15 protein-coding genes are annotated in these 17535 nt (G+C 66.7%); 1 reads left to right on the top strand and 14 read right to left on the bottom strand.

The window, feature by feature from the left end; genetic code table 11:
- Positions 1-33: 33 nt before the first annotated feature.
- The 8 genes from RTW82_RS05845 to RTW82_RS05810 all read right to left on the bottom strand — a co-directional run bounded on the left by RTW82_RS05845 (position 34) and on the right by RTW82_RS05810 (position 10102).
- Positions 34-327, bottom strand: coding sequence for a DUF2845 domain-containing protein (locus RTW82_RS05845; protein ID WP_316924523.1), 294 nt, complete (start codon positions 325-327; stop codon positions 34-36).
- A 61-nt stretch (positions 328-388) separates the two neighbouring features.
- Entirely contained in the window at positions 389-712 is a 324-nt protein-coding gene (locus RTW82_RS05840) for a DUF2845 domain-containing protein (RefSeq protein WP_031287191.1), read from the bottom strand.
- A gap of 127 nt (positions 713-839) precedes the next feature.
- Positions 840-3791 (bottom strand): DUF748 domain-containing protein, encoded by a 2952-nt coding sequence (locus tag RTW82_RS05835; RefSeq protein WP_316924522.1) that lies wholly within the window; start codon positions 3789-3791, stop codon positions 840-842.
- A 100-nt stretch (positions 3792-3891) separates the two neighbouring features.
- Positions 3892-4911, bottom strand: coding sequence for a class I SAM-dependent rRNA methyltransferase (locus RTW82_RS05830; protein ID WP_316924521.1), 1020 nt, complete (start codon positions 4909-4911; stop codon positions 3892-3894).
- A 115-nt stretch (positions 4912-5026) separates the two neighbouring features.
- Entirely contained in the window at positions 5027-6205 is a 1179-nt protein-coding gene (locus tag RTW82_RS05825; RefSeq protein ID WP_316924520.1) for an acetyl-CoA C-acetyltransferase, read from the bottom strand.
- Between the two features lie 88 nt (positions 6206-6293).
- Positions 6294-7169: an oxygenase MpaB family protein gene (locus tag RTW82_RS05820; RefSeq protein ID WP_316924519.1), complete on the bottom strand. Its 876-nt coding sequence runs from the start codon at positions 7167-7169 to the stop codon at positions 6294-6296.
- Between the two features lie 77 nt (positions 7170-7246).
- Entirely contained in the window at positions 7247-9184 is a 1938-nt protein-coding gene (gene acs, locus RTW82_RS05815; RefSeq protein WP_316924518.1) for an acetate--CoA ligase, read from the bottom strand.
- 111 nt (positions 9185-9295) lie between these two features.
- Positions 9296-10102: a hypothetical protein gene (locus RTW82_RS05810; RefSeq protein ID WP_316924517.1), complete on the bottom strand. Its 807-nt coding sequence runs from the start codon at positions 10100-10102 to the stop codon at positions 9296-9298.
- Between the two features lie 112 nt (positions 10103-10214).
- Here RTW82_RS05810 and RTW82_RS05805 point away from each other — a divergent pair, with 112 nt between their 5' ends.
- Positions 10215-11204 carry a GlxA family transcriptional regulator gene (locus RTW82_RS05805; protein ID WP_316924516.1) on the top strand — a complete coding sequence of 330 codons (990 nt, stop codon included), beginning with the start codon at positions 10215-10217 and terminating at the stop codon, positions 11202-11204.
- A gap of 56 nt (positions 11205-11260) precedes the next feature.
- Here the strand turns inward: RTW82_RS05805 and pgi are convergent, their stop codons facing one another.
- From pgi to RTW82_RS05775, 6 genes are all read right to left on the bottom strand, one after another.
- Positions 11261-12925 (bottom strand): glucose-6-phosphate isomerase, encoded by a 1665-nt coding sequence (pgi, locus tag RTW82_RS05800; protein WP_184491017.1) that lies wholly within the window; start codon positions 12923-12925, stop codon positions 11261-11263.
- A gap of 82 nt (positions 12926-13007) precedes the next feature.
- Entirely contained in the window at positions 13008-13388 is a 381-nt protein-coding gene (gene panD / locus RTW82_RS05795) for an aspartate 1-decarboxylase (RefSeq protein ID WP_021219325.1), read from the bottom strand.
- An 82-nt stretch (positions 13389-13470) separates the two neighbouring features.
- Positions 13471-14331, bottom strand: coding sequence for a pantoate--beta-alanine ligase (gene panC, locus RTW82_RS05790; RefSeq protein WP_316924515.1), 861 nt, complete (start codon positions 14329-14331; stop codon positions 13471-13473).
- Positions 14328-15128: a 3-methyl-2-oxobutanoate hydroxymethyltransferase gene (gene panB, locus RTW82_RS05785; RefSeq protein WP_263404323.1), complete on the bottom strand. Its 801-nt coding sequence runs from the start codon at positions 15126-15128 to the stop codon at positions 14328-14330. The genes panC and panB overlap by 4 nt, the downstream gene beginning before the upstream one ends.
- A gap of 103 nt (positions 15129-15231) precedes the next feature.
- The gene (gene folK, locus RTW82_RS05780; protein WP_316924514.1) at positions 15232-15744 is read right to left on the bottom strand and encodes a 2-amino-4-hydroxy-6-hydroxymethyldihydropteridine diphosphokinase; all 513 of its coding nucleotides are present in this window, start codon (positions 15742-15744) and stop codon (positions 15232-15234) included.
- Positions 15745-15746: 2 nt separating this feature from the next.
- Positions 15747-17147: a polynucleotide adenylyltransferase PcnB gene (locus RTW82_RS05775; protein WP_316924513.1), complete on the bottom strand. Its 1401-nt coding sequence runs from the start codon at positions 17145-17147 to the stop codon at positions 15747-15749.
- Positions 17148-17535: the final 388 nt, after the last annotated feature.

The raw sequence follows: 17535 nt of genomic DNA, 5'->3' as shown, positions 1-17535 counted from the left end.
GACGTCCTTGTCGCGGATCGGGTTCAGGGTGGGTCAGTTGCGTTTGCTTTCAACCGACGTCAGGCGGCCACCGGTGAAGTCCAGGTAGTAGTACATGCCGTTGACCGGCCCGTAGACCCATTCCTCCACCTGCATCTCCTGGCGGCCACTGCGGGTTTCGGAGTAGCCGATGAGGTTGCGGCTGACCGGGTCGCCGCATTTGCGCTGCACTTCGACGGCGCGGTCGCCCTCGCTGACCAGCGCACTGCCGCAGCGGAAGGTGGCAGCGGAGGCTTCATGGGCCAGCAGCAGGGCCGGCAGCGCGAGCAGGGAAAGCAGTCTTTTCATGGGTGGGCGTCCTGTCCGGGAAAAATGGGTGGCAGAGCCTAGCACTGCCGATTCATGGCTGTCAGTCGCCACGCTTGCTCTCGATCTTGATCAGCTTGTTCCCTTCGAAGCGCAGGTACTGGTACATGCCGTTGCGCGGCCCGTAAACCCACTCTTCCACCAGCACTTCGCTGGTGTTGCCGTAGCGATCGACCTTCTCGCGGTAGCCCAGGCTGGCACGGCTGGCGGGCTCACCGCACTTGCGCTGTACCTGTGAGGTGCTGTCGTCCTGGCTGATCAGGCCACCGCCTTCGCAGCGCAGCGTGGAGGAGGCCTGGGCAGATGCGGCGGCCAGGAACAGGGGCAGGGCGAGCAGGGGGAGGATCTTCACGAATGCTTCCGTCATTCAGTTTGGGATTTCAGCCTACGCCGCCGAGGCGCGGCTGTCAGCAGGGCCGGGTGCCGCACGAAAACTCGTGCAACACAGCCGTTTGGACAGGTGGAAAGAGGGGGAATTCCAGGGGGCTGGGCAGCTATTCGCTGCCCAGTTGCAGGGGCGTGTCGACCTTGCCGTCCGCATCCGCTTCGCCAAGGCTGACATCGAGCATGTAGACCCGCTCGTCCTGCAGGCCGCCGCGGTCCACCAGGTAATCCTTGACGTTGGCGGCGCGCGCCTGGGCCAGCTGGCGCAACAGCAGCTCGCTCTGCGCCCAGGAGCCGATCACCGCGTCGCGCATCTTCGCCGTGCGTTCCTCGTCGCTGAGGTCCTTCCATTCGGCAGGCGGCTGCTGCTTGAGGCGGGTGCGGTAGATGCCTTCGAGCATCGGCGGCTTCTCGTCGTCCGGCACTTCCAGTTGGGCCGGCTCGGCGGGGACCTTGTCGCCACGGCGTTGGGCGATCTTGTAGTAGGTGCTCTGGTACTCGCGCTCCAGGCGCTGGGCGGCCAGCAGCGGGCCGTCGCTGGACTTGGCGCTCATGCCTTCCACTTCCAGGCGCAGTGCCGGGCGCTCCTTGAGCGCGGCCGAGAGAGTATCCAAGGCGCGTTGCGCATCGGCGGAAAGCTCGCTGCTGCCGGCGGCGAAGGGCACGTTGCTGAGGTCCTGGTCGCCACCGCCGGACACCAGCCCGGCGACGAACTTGAAGGGCGCCTGGGCCGCACGCAGCACCAGGTTGCGCAGGGTCTGCCAGACGATGGGGGCGACACTGAACTGCGGGTCCTTGAGGTTGCCGGCCACCGGCAGCTCGATGTCGATCTTGCCTTCGGTGTCTTTGAGCAGTGCGACCGCCAGCTTGATGGGCAGGTCCACTGCATCGGGGCTCTCGACCTGCTCGCCCAGTTGCAACTGCTCCAGCACCAGGCGGTTCTGGGCCTTCAGCTGGCCCTTCTCGATCTGGTAGTGCAGGTCGAGGTTGAGGCGACCCTTGCGGATGCGGTAACCGGCGAACTTGCCGGAGTAGGGCGTGAGGGTGGTCAGCTCGACGCGCTTGAAGCTGGTGGCGATGTCCAGGGACTCCAGCGGGTCGAAGGGGGTCAGGCTGCCCTTGATGGTGACCGGCGCGTAGCGGTCGACCTTGCCGTTGATATTGACCGTGGCCGGTGTGCGGGTGCGCGTGTCGAGGGTGCCGATCTCGCCATTGAGCTGCTGGATGGCGGTGGCGAAATTGGGGGTGAGGCTGAAGTCGGCGAAGTTGGCCGATCCGTTGCTGATGCTCACTGCGCCGACATGGATATCCAGCGGTTTGCCGGCGGGCTCGGGCTTGGCGTTCGGATCGACGGGCTGCTTGATCACCAGGTCGCTGGCGTTGGTGGTCAGGTCTTCGTTGATGATGAAGCGCGCATAGGGCTGGGTGATGCCGACCTTGTCGATGGACAGGCTATCGCCGTGGCGGTAGGCCAGGCCTTCCACCAGCAACTGCTGCCATTTGACGAAGTCGCGCTCCTTGAGCGTATCCAGGGTGTGCAACTGGTTGACCAGGGCACGACCGGTGATGGTCAGGGCCAGCGGTTCGGTGCCGGTGAGGGCGACGTCGAGGTTGCTGTCGAGCATGCCGCTGCGCAGCTCCAGGCGCACGAAGGGCTCCATGTAGGCCTGGGCCACGCGCAGGTCGATGTCGCGGGTTTCCACCTGCAGCTTGGCGGTGGTCGGCTTCAGCTGTACCTGGCCTTCGGCCTTGAGCTTGCCTTGCTTGCCGAGGGCGGTGTCGATGGCGAGCTGGAAGGGCGATTCGCCGAGGCTGTCGAAGTCCTTGAGGTCGAGGTTGAGCGGGCCGACGTCGATCTGCACGGGGCTCTTCGGCACGCGATCGGCCAGGTGCACCTTGTAGCCGCGCAGCTGGGTATCGCGCAGCAGCACCTGCCAGGGTTTGCCGGGTTCGTCCTGCTTCGCCTTGGCGTCTGCCTGTTGGACCGCCGAGGCCTGTTCGGGAGCTTTCGCTTCCTGCTTCGCCGGCTCGGCCTTGGCGTTCTTGGCGGGGGCCTTGGCTTCGCTGGCGAACAGCTTCTGCCAGTCCAGCTGGCCATCGGCTTCGCGGGCGGCCCAGGTCTCCAGGTTCTGGCTGCGGATCTTGCCGACCACCACCTGCTGCTTGGCCAGGTCCAGCGAGCTTTCGCTGACTTCCAGGTTCTCCAGGTTCACCAGCGGGCGCCCGTCCGGGGCCTTGATGGCGAAGGGCGCCACCTTGATCGAGGTCTGTTCCAGTTTCAGTTCGGTGCCTTTGGCCAGGCTCAGGTGGTACTGGGTGGCGAGGCTGATGGTGCCTTTCTCCAATACCAGGGGCACGGCGTCACGCACGTAGGGCCAGAAGGCCTTCATGTTGCCTTCGGTGACCTTGAGCTCGCCCTTGGAGACGAAGGGCACCAGGCTCAGGCTGCCCTGCCAGTCGATGCTGCCGCCGTGGGGGCCGGTGGCGACCAGCACCATGTCGGTGTTGTCGTCGCGGATGGTGCTGAGGTTCTTCAGTTCGAGGTTCAACGAGTCGTAGACGAACTCGATGGCATCGCTGGGGCGCAGGTCCTGGAAGTGCAGGCCGCCTTCCACCAGGCGGACGCTATCGATGCGCACGGGGAAGGGATCGCCGGCCGGTTCTTCGGCCTTGGGTTCGCTGGGCGGCAGCTGGAACAGCTGGGCCAGGTTGAGCGTGCCGTCCTTGGCGAACAGCACCTCGGTGGTGGACTTCTCCAGCTCCACCTCGGCCAGGTGCAGGGCGCCGGTCCACAGGCTGTCCAGCTGCAGGTCGGCGTGCAGGCGCTGGAAGCCGATCTGTTCCTTGTCCGCCTCGCCGATGTGCAGGCCCCAGAGGGTCAGTTCGAGACTGAAGGGGTTGAGCTGGATGCGCTCGAGCCGGGCGGGAACCTTCGCATACTGGGCCAGTTGCTGGTTGACCACGCGCAGGGCGACCCCGGGGATGATCAGGAAGCCGAGCAGGCTGTACAGAGCGATGACGATCAGCAAGGCGCTGACGGCGCGTTTCAATCCTTTGTGCATGGTGAGGCGTCGACTATCCCGGCGGAGGTGGCTTGGAGTATGGCACGGCCACAAGGTTCCGACAGACGGTTGCTGATGGTTTCGTAGGGCGGTTCTCGCTTCAGAAATGCAGCGCCAGGGTCTTCAGCGGCGGGCGCCCGTCGAGGGAGGGGAAGTCGCTTGCCGGCAGCAGCTGCTCCCATTCCCGCACCGGACGGCCGAGCTTGCTGGCGCAGCGCAGCACCTGTTCGCGCCAGTCCTCGATAGCCACCTTCGCCAGGTTGTTGCAGCAGATCAGCGTGCCGTTCTCGGCGGTGGCCTGGATCGCCGGCTTGAGCAGGCTCTGGTAGTCACGCAGCAGGTCGACGGTGCCGAAGGCGCTCTTGGCCCAGGCGGGCGGGTCGAGGAATACCAGGTCGAACGGGCGCTGTTCCAGGCGTGGGTAGCTGGGCAGTTTCTGCCCGTGGCGCCGGGCGATGGTCTGGCCGGCCAACTGGCGGATCGCCGGGAAATAGTCCGACTGCACGAAGCGCATGGGCGCAAGCCCGGGGTTGAGCACGGCGTTTTCGCGGCCGACGGCCAGGTTGCCCTCGGCGAAATCCAGGTTCCACACCTCGCTGGCTCCTCCCGCTGCGGCAGCCAGGCCGACGCCACAGGTGTAGGCGAAGAGGTTGAGTACCGACTTGCCGGCAGCGTGGCGCTTTACCCAGCCGCGGGCGTTGCGCAGGTCGAGGAACAGCAGCGGGTCCTGACCGGGATGACGGCCGCGTACCCGGTAGTTCAGGCCCCATTCGTGGCCGACGAGGTCGACCAGTGCGTCTGGCTCGGCCTGGTACACGGGGTCGCTGCGATCGATGCGCGAATTGCCCTGGGAGCGGTCGTTGTAGACCAGCAGCAGTGGCTCGCCGAGGCGTTCCTGCACCTGGGTGGCGGCCTGCAGCAGCTCGTCGCGCTGCAGCGTCTGGTGGAAGCTCTGCACCAGCAGTTGCGGGCCGTAGCGGTCGATGGTCAGGCCGGAGGCGCCTTCCTGGCTGCCATGGAACAGGCGGTAGCAGTCGGTGCCTTGCGCATGCAGGTCGGCGAGCAGGGGCTGGCGGGCGTCGAGTGCGGCGCGCAGCGCCTGGGGGAGATCGGAAGGCATGCGCGGCGTCTCGGAGGAAAGGGCGTGCAGTTTAACAAAGCGGGAACGGCTTGGCGCCGAGTGCGGCGAGGCCGGTGTGGGCCTCGCGCAGGGTCTCGATGGCGTGGCGAGTGGCTTAACGCTCGATGGCCAGGGCCACGCCCTGCCCGCCGCCGATGCACAGGGTCGCCAGGCCCTTCTTCGCATCGCGCTTGATCATCTCGTGCAGCAGGGTCACCAGCACGCGGCAGCCCGAGGCGCCAATGGGGTGGCCAATGGCGATGGCGCCGCCGTTGACGTTGACCTTCTCGGCGTCCCAACCCAGCTCCTTGCCCACCGACAGGGCCTGGGCGGCGAAGGCTTCGTTGGCTTCGATCAGGTCCAGCTCGCCGAGGTTCCAGCCGGCCTTCTCCAGGCAGCGCTTGGTGGCGGAAACCGGGCCGATGCCCATGATCGCCGGGTCGACGCCGGCATTGGCGTAGGCGGCGATGCGCGCCAGCACCGGCAGGCCCAGGGCCTTGGCCTTCTCGGCGCTCATCAGCAGCACGGCGGCGGCGCCGTCGTTGAGGCTGGAGGCGTTGCCGGCGGTGACGCTGCCGTCCTTCTTGAAGGCCGGCTTGAGCTTGGCCAGGGACTCGGCGGTGGTGCCGGCGCGAGGCTGCTCGTCGGTGGCGAAGGCGACGGGGTCGCCCTTCTTCTGCGGGATCAGGATCGGGGTGATCTCAGCCACGAAGCGGCCGGCTTCGATGGCGGCGGAAGCCTTTTGCTGGGAGGCAGCGGCGAAGGCATCCTGGGCTTCACGGCTGATGCCGTACTTCTCCACCAGATTCTCGGCGGTGATGCCCATGTGGTAGTCGTTGAAGGCGTCCCACAGGCCGTCCTGGATCATGGTGTCGACCAGTTTGGCGTGGCCCATACGCAAGCCGGTGCGGGCGCCGGGCATGACGTAGGGGGCGAGGCTCATGTTCTCCTGGCCGCCGGCGATGATCACCTCGGCGTCGCCGCAGCGGATGGCCTGGGCAGCCAGGTGCAGGGCCTTGAGGCCGGAGCCGCAGACCTTGTTCAGGGTCATGGCCGGCACGGCATTGGGCAGGCCGGCGAGGATGGCGGCCTGGCGCGCGGGGTTCTGCCCGGAGCCGGCGGTGAGCACCTGGCCGAGGATGACTTCATCCACCTGGGCGCCATCGAGGCCGGTCTGGGCCAGCAGCTGGCGGATCACCGCAGCGCCCAGCTCGGGGGCGGGGATGTGGGCCAGCGAGCCCTGGAAGCTGCCGACGGCGGTGCGGGTGGCGGCGACTATGACGACGTCTTGCATGGTTTCTGTCCTCGAAGCGGGTAATCGGTTCAGGCTGTGACCGGAAAGTGGCCGATGGTCGCACAGGCCCGTGTGACCGGCCAGCCACTCAGCGGGTGGGCAGGCCCATGCGCCGGCGGGCGCGGACGGAGGCGCCGTTGCGCAGGGCCCAGCGCAGCATCGGTGCGGTGCGCTGCACGCCGGCGCGGATCAACGGGCGCTGCCAGTCGGGCAGGCGCAGGCCGAGCATGGCCAGGGCCCAGGTGGGAAGCAATTCGATGCCGGCCTGCATCATCAGGTTGCCGAAGGGCTTCGCCAGGGCGCTGGGCGCGGGGGCATCGCGCAGCAGGCGCACCACTTCGAGGGTGCGCTCGTCGCACAGCATCTGCGGGCGCATCGCTTCCAGGTAGTCGGCGACGGCCTGGCGCGATTTGGGCACGTTGCGGGCGCCAAGGCGTTCGGCCACCAGGGCGATTTCCGCGTAGTAGCGGTCCTGGTCGGCGCCGGGCATCTGCGGGTCGAGGTAGCGCAGGTAGGCGCCGAGGAAACTGCTGACCTCGGCGACATGCACCCAGGTGAGCAGCTCCGGGTCACTGGCCGCATAGGGGCGCCCATCCGGCGCGTTGCCGACCACTTGCAGGTGAATGGTGCGTACCTTGTCGATCAGCCATTCCGCGTCGTGGCGGTTGCCATAGGTGGTGCCGGAAATGAACAGGCTGGTGCGGCGCAGGCGGCCGAGCATGTCCTGGCGGAAATTGGAGTGGTCCCACACGCCAGCGAGGGCGAGGGGGTGCAGCATCTGCAACAGCAGGGCGCTGATGCCGCCGATCATCATCGAGGTGAAGTCGCCGTGGACCTTCCAGGGCATGGAGTCCGGGCCGAACAAGCCCGGGTCGCCCTTGGGGCTGTCCAGGTCGATCTGCCCGAGGGAGGCTCCGGTGAGGCTGAGGATCTGGCTTTCGATGCGGTTGCGGATAAGGTTCATCGTCAGGCGTTCGAGGCAGGCCGGGAGCTGGCGCCCGGTGATTCTTCCGGCTTCCAGCTCCCAGCTTCAAGCTTTATCTACTGGTTCAAGCGCTTGTCGATAAGGCTCTCGACCACCGAGGGGTCGGCCAGGGTGGAGGTGTCGCCCAGGCTGTCCAGCTCGTTGCAGGCGATCTTGCGCAGGATGCGCCGCATGATCTTGCCCGAGCGGGTCTTCGGCAGGCCGGGTGCCCACTGCATCAGCTCGGGCTTGGCGAAGCTGCCGATTTCCTTGCCGACCAGGGCCAGCAGTTCTTTCTTCAGCTCGTCGCTGGGTTCCACGCCCTTCATGGTGGTGACGAAGGCATAGATGCCCTGACCCTTTACATCGTGGGGGTAGCCGACCACCGCAGCCTCGGCCACGTCGTCGTGCAGCACCAGGGCGCTTTCCACCTCGGCGGTGCCGATACGGTGCCCGGAGACGTTGATCACGTCGTCCACGCGGCCGGTGATCCAGTAGTAGCCGTCCTCGTCGCGGCGCGCGCCGTCGCCGGTGAAGTAGTAGCCGGGGTACGCGGAGAAGTAGGTCTCGATCATCCGCTTGTGGTCGCCGTAGACGCTGCGGATCTGGCTCGGCCAGCTCGATTTGATGGCGAGCACGCCGGAGCCGGCGCCTTCGATCTCCTTGCCCTGTTCGTCCAGCAGCACCGGTTGCACGCCGAAGAAGGGGCGGGTGGCCGAGCCGGGCTTCAGCGCCGTGGCGCCGGGCAGCGGGGTGATGAGGATGCTGCCGGTCTCGGTCTGCCACCAGGTGTCGACGATGGGGCAGCGCTTTTCGCCGACGACGTTGAAGTACCACTCCCAGGCTTCCGGGTTGATCGGCTCGCCGACGCTGCCGAGCAGGCGCAGGCTGGCGCGCGAGGTGCTGCGCACGGCGGCTTCGCCTTCACGCATCAGCGCGCGCAGGGCGGTGGGCGCGGTGTAGAAGATGTTGACCTGGTGCTTGTCGATCACCTGCCAGAAGCGCGAGGCATCGGGGTAGCTCGGCACACCCTCGAACATCAGGGTGGTGGCGGCGTTGGCCAGCGGGCCGTAGACGATGTAGCTGTGGCCGGTGACCCAGCCCACATCGGCGGTGCACCAGTAGATATCGCCCTCGTGGTAGTCGAAGACATACTTGTGGGTCATCGCCGCGCCCAGCAGGTAACCGCCGGTGGTGTGCAGCACGCCCTTGGGTTTGCCGGTGGAGCCGGAGGTGTAGAGGATGAACAGCGGGTCCTCGGCGTCCATCCACTCCGGTACGCATTCCTCCGAGGCGCCGCGCAGGGCCTCGTGGTACCAGATGTCGCGGCCTTCGACCCAGGCGACTTCGCCCTGGGTGCGCTCGACCACGACGACGGTGGAGACATCGGGGCAATCCTTCAGCGCCTTGTCGACGTTCTGCTTGAGGGGCACGTACTTGCCGCCGCGCACGCCTTCGTCGGCGGTGATCACGGCGCGGCAGTCGGCGTCGAGGATGCGGTCACGCAGGGCGTCGGGGGAGAAGCCGCCGAACACCACCGAGTGCACGGCACCGATGCGCGAACAGGCGAGCATGGCGTAGGCCGCCTCGGGGATCATCGGCATGTAGATGCACACCCGGTCGCCCTTCTTCACGCCGCGATCCTTGAGCACGTTGGCCAGACGGCAGACGTGCTGGTGCAGCTTGCGGTAGGTGATCTGCGCGGATTCGGCCGGGTTGTCGCCTTCCCAGATGATGGCGACCTGCTCGGCGCGTTTTTCCAGGTGGCGGTCGATGCAGTTGTAGCTGACGTTGAGCTTGCCGCCCTTGAACCATTCGGCCTGACCTTGGCGCAGGTCGCTGCTGTGCAGCCGGTCCCAGGGCTGGAACCAGTCGAGGAAGGTGGTGGCCTGCTCGCTCCAGAACTCCTCGGGGTTATCCACCGACTGCTGGTACAGGCGCAGGTAGGCATCGTTATCCAGGAAGGCGCGCTTGCGCACGTCCTCGGGCACGGCGTGAAGGCTGATTTCGTACATGAGGCGGGTCCTTGTTTTTGTGTTGCCGCAATGCCGGCTAGGGTGCACCCAAGCAGTTGCTCGGTTCAAGTGTCCGCGGGCTTTGCACAGGCGTTTGAGCCCGCCCCAAGGTTATTCGTTCAGCGCAGGGGCGTACTCGAGCTGGGCTGCTACCAGTGCGGCGGTGGCTTGGTCGTAACGCTCGGCGATGGCGCCCAGGGTCTGGTCGAAGAGGCGGGCCAGCGGTGCGTCGGTGGGCTGCAGGTGCGTGATACCCGGGTGCGCGGCCATGGGCTCCGGTAGCAGGACCAGGCCGCTGGCCGTGCGGATGGGCGATGCATCCGCCGCCAGTGCCAGGACCTCGGAGCGGAAGGTGCGCGACCAGGCGTCTGCACGCAGGGCCAGGGCCAGTTCGTCTTCGCCTTGTCGCACCTCCAGCCCCAGCTCCTCGTGACGCCAGAACGACAGCAGATTGCCGGCGGCGGCCAGGTAGCCGCCGGCGCCGAGGGCGAAGGCATCGCCGTCGTGGCGGGGCGACCAGTCCGCCAGGCCGATGCCCGTGGCCAGCGCCTGTGCTCGGTCGGTGCCGGCGATGGCCTCCACCAGGGCAATGGAGACGGGCATCGCGGCGCTGACGCCGGCCGTGGTGATCACCTTGCCGTCGGCCAGCAGGTGCAGCGCCGGCATCATCTGCATCGGCCCTGGCCGGGTGGAAAGCGCGACGACCTCGGCGACGCCCGAGCGCTTCAACAGCCCATAGGGGAGAACGTAATCGACCAGTTCCGTCATGCTGTTTTCTCCGATCACCGCCACCAGCGGCCGTTCGCGCTCGAAGCGCTTTTGGTAGGTGGGCAGACGCTCGGGCGCTTCGTCGGCCCTCAGGGGCAGGGGATGGCAGAAAAACAGGCAGGCGAGCAGCAGGGTGGCTAGGCGGGACATGGGGGACTCCTTGGCGGGCGGGTTGCCTGGAGTGTTAATCGTGCCAGCCTGGCGCGAATGACAGTGATGGATGAAACTCCGCCAATCCTCGTCAGTGCCTGCCAGGTGGCCCATGTCCGTAGCCCCCGAATCGCCGCCCCATCTCGTCGTCTTGCTGGTCTTCGCCGATTTCCAGTTGCTCGACGCCAGTGGCCCGGCGGATGTGTTCGCTGCTGTCGGCGAGCACCTGCCGGGCGGCCGTGCGGCGCCTTATCGCTTGCGCACGGTGGCGCCTGAGGCGGGGCTGGTGGCGTCGTCCACCGGGTTGCAGTTGCAGGCCGAGGCGCTGCCGCCACCCTCCGAGCTCGTGGGCTGCACCTTGCTGGTGGCCGGCGGCCATGGCGTGCAGCGGGCCATGGGGACGGAGGGGCTGGTGCGCTGGCTGGCCGAGGTGGCGCAGGTTGCGCGGCGTTGCTGTTCGGTCTGCACCGGCGCCTTTCTGCTGGCGCGCGCGGGGCTGCTGGATGGGCGCCAGGTGGTGACCCACTGGCGCTACGCGGCGCTTTTGCAACGGCTGTTTCCGACGGTGCGGGTGCTGGAGGACGCGCTCTTCGTGCGTGACGGGGCCTTCTACAGCTCCGCGGGTGTTACCGCGGGCATCGACCTGTGCCTGAGCTTGGTGGAGGAGGACCTGGGGCGTGGTGTTTCGCTGCAGGTGGCCAAGGGGCTGGTGATGTACCTGCGGCGCCCTGGCGGGCAGCGCCAGTTCAGCGCCGAGCTGCTGGCCCAGCAGGCGCCGGTGGGCGGGCTGGTGGAGCAACTATCGGCCTGGCTGCGGGAGCACCTGCAGGAGGACCTGGACATCGAGGCGATGGCGGCGGCGCTGGCAGTGTCGCCCCGCACCCTGCATCGACGCTGCAAGGAGGAGCTGGACATGGGGCCTGCGCGGCTGCTGTTCCAGATGCGCCTGGAAGCGGCCTGTCGGTTGCTGGAGTCGGGGGCGGCCTCGCTCAAGCGCACGGCGCAACGCACCGGCTTCATCAGCGAGTACAACCTGAGAAGGGCGTTCGTGCTGGAGTTGGGGGTGACGCCGAGTGAGTACCGCCAGCGTTTCTGCCGCTAGCAGCGGCGGGTACCTGGCGGGGGAGTGCCGCACCCGGGGCGGGTGCGGCAGCTGCATCAGCCGCGGTGACGGCCGCGGAAGAAGTCGATCAGGCCCTGGGTGGAGCCGTCCTCGGCGGGGGTTTCCTCGCTGCCGACGATGCGCGAGTAGACGCCCTTGCCCAGCTCCTTGCCCAGTTCGACGCCCCACTGGTCGAAGGCGTTGATGCCCCAGAGCACGCTCTGCACGTAGACCTTGTGCTCGTACATGGCGATCAGCGCGCCCAGGCGGCGAGGGCTGATGCGCTCCATCACCAGGGTGTTGCTGGGGCGGTTGCCGGGGATCGCCTTGTGCGGTGCCAGGCGTTGCACCTCGGCCTCGGGCAGGCCCTTGGCGCGCAGCTCGCTCTCGGCTTCCTCGCGGGATTTACCGAGCATCATCGCCTGGCTCTGGGACAGGCAGTTGGCGAACAGCCACTGGTGGTGGTCGGCCACCGGGTTGTAGCTGGACACCGGGACGATGAAGTCGGCCGGAATCAGGTGGGTGCCCTGGTGCAGCAACTGGTGGTAGGCGTGCTGGCCGTTGCAGCCGACGCCGCCCCAGATCACCGGGCCGGTGCCGGCGGTGACCGGGCTGCCGTCCTGGCGCACGCTCTTGCCGTTGGATTCCATGTCCAGCTGCTGCAGGTGGTCGGTGAAGTTACGCAGGTAGTAGTCGTAGGGCAGGATCGCGTGGCTGCGGGCGCCCCAGAAGTCGCTGTACCAGACGCCCAGCAGGCCGAGGATCACCGGGATGTTGCGCTCGAAGGGCGCGGTCTGGAAGTGCTGGTCCATGCTGTAGGCGCCGGACAGCAGCTCCTTGAAGTTGGAGATGCCGATGGACATGGCGATGGGCAGGCCGATGGCCGACCACAGCGAGTAACGGCCGCCCACCCAGTCCCACATGGGGAAGATGTTCTCTTCACGGATGCCGAAGGCCATGGCCGCTTCCTTGTTGCTGGAAACGGCGATGAAGTGGCGGTAGAGCTCTTCCTCGCTGCCGCCCTGGGCCAGGTACCAGGCGCGGGCGGCCTGGGCGTTCTTCAGGGTTTCCAGGGTGCCGAAGGACTTGCTGGAAACGATGAACAGGGTGGTTTCGGCGTTGAGCTTGCAGGCCAGCTCGCGGAACTCGCTGCCGTCGATGTTGGCCAGGTAGTGGCAGCGCACGCCTTTCTGGGCGAAGGGCAGCAGGGCTTCGGAAACCAGCTGCGGGCCGAGGAAGGAGCCGCCGATGCCGATGTTCACCACGTCGGTGATGGGCTTCTCGGTGTAACCGCGCCACAGGCCGTTGTGCACGTAGCCCACCAGTTCGGTCATCTGGTGCAGCACGCGGTGCACCTCGGGCATCACGTCGGTGCCGTCGACCCGGACCTTGTCACCGATGGGGCGGCGCAGTGCGGTGTGCAGCACCGGGCGCTGTTCGGAGGCGTTGATCACCTCGCCCCGGAACATCGCCTTGATCGCTTCGCTGAGCTGGGCTTCTTCAGCCAGCTTCACCAGCAGGGCCAGGGTGTCGTCGCGGATCAGGTTCTTGGAGAAGTCCAGCAGCAGCCCGCAGGCGCTGAGGGTGAAGCGCTTGAAACGCTCGGCGTCATCCTGGAAGGCCTGGCGCATCTTGAAACCGGCCAGCTCCTCACGGTGCGCGGAGAGCGCGCCCCAGCTGGGCAGTTGGGTTACGTCGAGCGGAGTCAGGTGGTGGTTCATGGCGTGCCTTCAAGCAATCAACTTGGTTATGAACATGAAAAAGCCCGGAGTGTTCCGGGCTTCCAGTCTAGCGGGTCAGGGCTTAGGCGACCTGTACCGGAATGGCGTTACTGGTGTGGCTCAGCTCGTTGCCCGGCGCCATGTAAAGCATGCGCGGCTTGAAGCTGGCCAGTTCGGCTTCGCTGTAGTGGGCGTAAGCGCAGATGATGACCCGGTCGCCTACTTTGGCCTTGTGCGCGGCAGCGCCGTTGACCGAGATCATGCGCGAGCCGTTTTCACCGCGGATGGCGTAGGTGGTGAAGCGCTCGCCGTTGTCGACGTTGTAGATCTGGATCTGCTCGTATTCGTGGATGCCGGCGAGGTCCAGCCACTCACCATCGATGGCGCAGGAGCCTTCGTAGTCGAGTACGGCGTGGGTGACTTCGGCGCGGTGCAGCTTGGCCTTGAGCATGATGGCGTGCATGGCGTTTTCCTTGTCTGGACGCTGGCGGCGGCAGAGTTTGCCCGAACCACGAGGGGCGGGCAAGCCGTGCCGGGCGCGGGTTTCAGGCCTGCTTTTCGAGGCTGAAGGCGAGGTTGTCGATCAGTCGCGTGCTGCCCATGTAGGCGGCGGCCAGTATCACCAGGTCGCGCTCGCCGGGCTGCGCCGGACGCAGGCTGGAGGCCTCGCGGACTTCCAGGTAATCAGGGCGGAAACCGGCCTTGCTCAGCGCGTCACGGCCCTGGGCTTCCAGTGCGGCGAAGTCGCTGTTGCCACTGGCTACGGAGGTTGCCAGCTGCTTGAGGATGCGGTACAGGGCAGGGGCGGCGGCACGCTGCTGTTCGTCCAGGTAGCCATTGCGCGAGGACAGCGCCAGGCCGTCTTCGGCGCGGACCGTGGCCTCGCCCATGACCTGGATCGGCATGTTGAGGTCGCGGACCAGCTTGCGGATCACCGCGAGCTGCTGGAAATCCTTCTCGCCGAACAGGGCGAGGTCCGGCTGGACCATGTTGAACAGCTTGCTGACCACGGTGGCCACGCCCTCGAAGTGGCCGGGACGGCTGGCGCCGCAGAGCCCTTCGGAGACCAGGGGAACGCTGACGCGGGTCTGGTCGTTCATGCCGTCGGGGTACATCTCCTCGACGTCCGGGTGGAACAGCAGGTGGCAGCCGGCAGCGACCAGCTTTTCCTGGTCGGCCTGCAGGGTGCGGGGGTACTTGGCCAGGTCTTCGCTGGGGCCGAACTGCAGCGGGTTGACGAAGATGCTGGCGACGACGAAATCGGCGCGCTGGGCGGCTTTCTCCACCAGCGCGGCGTGGCCGGCGTGGAGGTTGCCCATGGTCGGCACCAGGCCGATGCGCTTGCCTTCGCCACGAGCACGGGCCACGGCGGCCCGCAGCTCGCGGACGGTCTTGACGGTGATCATGCGGAGAATCCGTGTTCGGCGGCCGGGAAGGTGACGTCCTTGACGGCCTTCACGTAGGCGGCCATGGCGGCCTGGATGCTGGGCTGGCCTTCCATGAAGTTCTTCACGAACTTGGGCGCGCGGCCGGTGAGGGAGAGGCCGAGCATGTCGTGCATCACCAGGACCTGGCCATCGGTGGCGCTACCGGCACCGATGCCGATGACCGGGATCTTCACCGACTGAGTGATTTCGGCGGCCAGCTCGCTGGGCACGCATTCCAGCAGCAGCATGGCGGCGCCGGCCTGTTCCAGGGCCATGGCGTCGGCGCGCAGCTGGCGGGCCTGGGCTTCCTGGCGGCCTTGCACCTTGTAGCCACCGAGGATGTTCACCGCTTGCGGGGTGAGGCCAAGATGGGCGCAGACGGGAATGCCGCGCTCGGCCAGCAGGCGGATGGGCTCGGCCAGCCAGGCGGCGCCTTCCAGCTTGACCATGTGCGCGCCGGCCTGCATCAGGGCGGCGCTGTTGGCGAAGGTCTGTTCCAGGGTGGCATAGGCCATGAAGGGCAGGTCGGCGATGATCAGCGCGCCCTGGTTGCCGCGCTTCACGGCGGCGGTGTGGTACGCCATGTCGGCGACGCTCACCGGCAGGGTGCTGTCATGGCCTTGCAGGACCATGCCAAGGGAATCGCCCACCAGCAGCACATCGGCACCGGCCTGGCTCGCGGCCTGGGCGAAGGTGGCGTCATAGGCCGTTAGCATGGCGATCTTCTCGCCTTTCTGCTTCAGCTCTTGAAGGGTGGTCAGGGTCACATCAGGCATGAAAACGTCCTCATCGGTACCGATTCTGCACCGGCACGGGGCAACGGGACGCTTATAGTCCCGATGGTGGGGCATGGTGTCAATTGCAGGTGTTACCGATCTGTTACGGCGTTACCGCCATGCCCGGAAGGCGCCCCACGACCTCGAGCCCTTCGAAGGGACAGGCGTCCAGAAGTGCTTGCAGGGGCTGGCCGCTGGGGAGCTTCAGGCCACCGCCGGCTATCTCCGCGAGGGGATAGAGAACGAAGGCGCGAGCGTGCATGTGGTAGTGCGGAACCTGCAGGCGTGGCTCGTCGAGCGTGCGCTCGCCGAACAGCAGGATGTCCAGATCGAGGGTGCGCGGGCCCCAGCGCTCGTCCTTGCGCACGCGGCCCTGGGCGAGTTCGATCGCCTGCAGGGCGTCGAGCAGTTCCAGGGGCATGAGTTCGGAGTCGAGGGCGGCCACGGCATTGGCATAGCGGGGCTGGTCGGGCGGGCCGAGCGGGTCGCTGCTGTAGAGCGACGAGACGGCCGCAAGGCGGGTACGTGGCAAGGCGGCCATGGCCTGCAGGGCGCTGGCCAGCTGTGCCGCGGGCTCGGCGAGATTGCTGCCGAGCCCTATATAGATGCGTTCCATCATCACTCGCTGGCTAGAGCCGAGCCTTCACGCGGGCCGCGTTTGCGACGGCTGCCGCCACGGCGGCGCTTGCGCGGTGCGCCGCTGCCGTCGTCCTTGCTGCTGAGGTCGCGGATCATGGCGCGACGCTCGCTGTCGCTGGCTTCCTGGTAGTCGGTCCACCAGTCGCCCAGGCCGTCGGTTTGCTCGCCTGCACTTTCACGCAGCAGGAGGAAGTCGTAGCCGGCGCGGAAGCGCGGGTTCTCCAGCAGCAGGTCGGCACGTTTGCCACTGCGGCGCGGTAGGCGCTCCTGCATGTCCCAGATCTCGCGGATCGGGATGGTGAAGCGCTTGGGAATGGCGGTGCGCTGGCACTGTTCGAGGATCAGGCCGTGGGCCGCTTCCTGGATGGCCGGGATCGGCGGCATGCCACGTTCCTGCAGCAGCGCTGCACGGGCAGGCAGGGCCGGCCAGAGCATGGCGGCGAAGAGGAAGGCGGGGGTTACCGGCTTGCCTTGGCGGATGCGTTCGTCGGTATTCGCCAGTGCCTGGCGGATCAGCGCGCCAGCGTATTCCGGGTCGCGCTCCAGGGACGCTGCAGCGGCCGGGAACAGAGGGGCGAAGAGGTCGTATTCCAGCAGCAGTTCGAAGGTGCACTCGGCCTTGCCGCCTAGGAACAGCTTGAGGATCTCGTCGAACAGGCGGGCGGAGGGAATATCCCGCAGCATCGGCGCCAGGCGGCGGATGGGCGCGGCGCTGTGCTTCTCGATCTCGAAGCCGAGCTTGGCGGCGAAGCGCACGGCGCGAAGCATGCGCACCGGGTCTTCGAGGTAGCGCTGCTCGGGATCGCCGATCAGGCGGATCAGGCGGTTGCGGATGTCATGTACGCCGTGGGCGTAGTCGAGGATGCGCTCGGTGACCGGATCGTAGTAGAGGGCGTTCATGGTGAAGTCGCGGCGTTGCGCGTCTTCTTCCTGGTTGCCGTAGACGTTGTCCCGCAGGATGCGGCCGCTCTCGTTGCGCGAGGACTGGTTGCTGTCTTCCTCGTCGGCACCCTGGGGGTGGTTGGCGCGGAAGGTCGCGGTCTCGATGATCTCGCGGCCGAAGTGCACGTGGACCAGCTTGAAGCGGCGGCCAATGACGCGGGCATTCCGGAACTCCGCGCGGACCTGCTCGGGCGTAGCGCTGGTGGCCACGTCGAAGTCCTTGGGCTCCAGGTTCAGCAGCAGGTCGCGTACACAGCCACCGACCAGGTACGCCTGGTACCCGGCCTTTTGCAGGCGCTCGACCACGTTCACCGCGTTGCGGCTGATATCCGCACGCTCAAGCGAGTGTTGGCGATTGCTCAATACTTCGGGTGTGCTGCGGTGATGCTGCGCGCGGCGCAGGGGAGAGCGAAAAGACTGGATCAGCTTCTTCAGCATGGGATGCACTGTTTTGCGGAATGGACGGCCAGAATTGAACAAGACCGCACGATGGACGCGGATTCTAGCACTGGGTCGGGAGATGGTGAAGGAAGCGGCGGGGGTGTGTCAAAGCTACTGGGGGAGCCGAAGCTCCCCCCCAAATTGGTGCGTGCTTTGTTTTTATTGTTGTGTCGGGCTTGGTGTTTTTGTTGTTTGACCCGTTCCAGCAGGCTCTTGGCCTCTGAAAATGCCCTCGAATCGAGGGTCAATAGCAAACGGATTGCTTTGGACGCTGACGGTGCCATGATCATTCCGTGATCCAACCAGTTCCGGCGCTGCCTTAGGGCAGTTTTGTTGTTCTCAGCCTGGCTGTGGGGCGAGCCCCAAAGGCAACTCCTCTCCAAAA

Origin of the sequence: Pseudomonas sp. zfem005, assembly GCF_032621735.1 — a bacterium.
GTDB lineage: Bacteria > Pseudomonadota > Gammaproteobacteria > Pseudomonadales > Pseudomonadaceae > Metapseudomonas > Metapseudomonas solani.
This window is presented reverse-complemented; position numbering and strand designations above follow the sequence as displayed.

Excerpts from the sequence above, each read along its gene's own strand:
- panC (WP_316924515.1), bottom strand. The coding sequence starts at position 14,331 with ATGATCACCGTCAAGACCGTCCGCGAGCTGCGGGCCGCCGTGGCCCGT.
- RTW82_RS05805 (WP_316924516.1), top strand. The coding sequence starts at position 10,215 with ATGTCCGTAGCCCCCGAATCGCCGCCCCATCTCGTCGTCTTGCTGGTC.
- RTW82_RS05830 (WP_316924521.1), bottom strand. The coding sequence starts at position 4,911 with ATGCCTTCCGATCTCCCCCAGGCGCTGCGCGCCGCACTCGACGCCCGC.
- RTW82_RS05820 (WP_316924519.1), bottom strand. The coding sequence starts at position 7,169 with ATGAACCTTATCCGCAACCGCATCGAAAGCCAGATCCTCAGCCTCACC.
- RTW82_RS05840 (WP_031287191.1), bottom strand. The coding sequence starts at position 712 with ATGACGGAAGCATTCGTGAAGATCCTCCCCCTGCTCGCCCTGCCCCTG.
- RTW82_RS05845 (WP_316924523.1), bottom strand. The coding sequence starts at position 327 with ATGAAAAGACTGCTTTCCCTGCTCGCGCTGCCGGCCCTGCTGCTGGCC.
- RTW82_RS05835 (WP_316924522.1), bottom strand. The coding sequence starts at position 3,791 with ATGCACAAAGGATTGAAACGCGCCGTCAGCGCCTTGCTGATCGTCATC.
- panB (WP_263404323.1), bottom strand. The coding sequence starts at position 15,128 with ATGCCTGATGTGACCCTGACCACCCTTCAAGAGCTGAAGCAGAAAGGC.
- RTW82_RS05825 (WP_316924520.1), bottom strand. The coding sequence starts at position 6,205 with ATGCAAGACGTCGTCATAGTCGCCGCCACCCGCACCGCCGTCGGCAGC.
- pgi (WP_184491017.1), bottom strand. The coding sequence starts at position 12,925 with ATGAACCACCACCTGACTCCGCTCGACGTAACCCAACTGCCCAGCTGG.
- RTW82_RS05775 (WP_316924513.1), bottom strand. The coding sequence starts at position 17,147 with ATGCTGAAGAAGCTGATCCAGTCTTTTCGCTCTCCCCTGCGCCGCGCG.
- RTW82_RS05810 (WP_316924517.1), bottom strand. The coding sequence starts at position 10,102 with ATGTCCCGCCTAGCCACCCTGCTGCTCGCCTGCCTGTTTTTCTGCCAT.
- folK (WP_316924514.1), bottom strand. The coding sequence starts at position 15,744 with ATGGAACGCATCTATATAGGGCTCGGCAGCAATCTCGCCGAGCCCGCG.
- acs (WP_316924518.1), bottom strand. The coding sequence starts at position 9,184 with ATGTACGAAATCAGCCTTCACGCCGTGCCCGAGGACGTGCGCAAGCGC.
- panD (WP_021219325.1), bottom strand. The coding sequence starts at position 13,388 with ATGCACGCCATCATGCTCAAGGCCAAGCTGCACCGCGCCGAAGTCACC.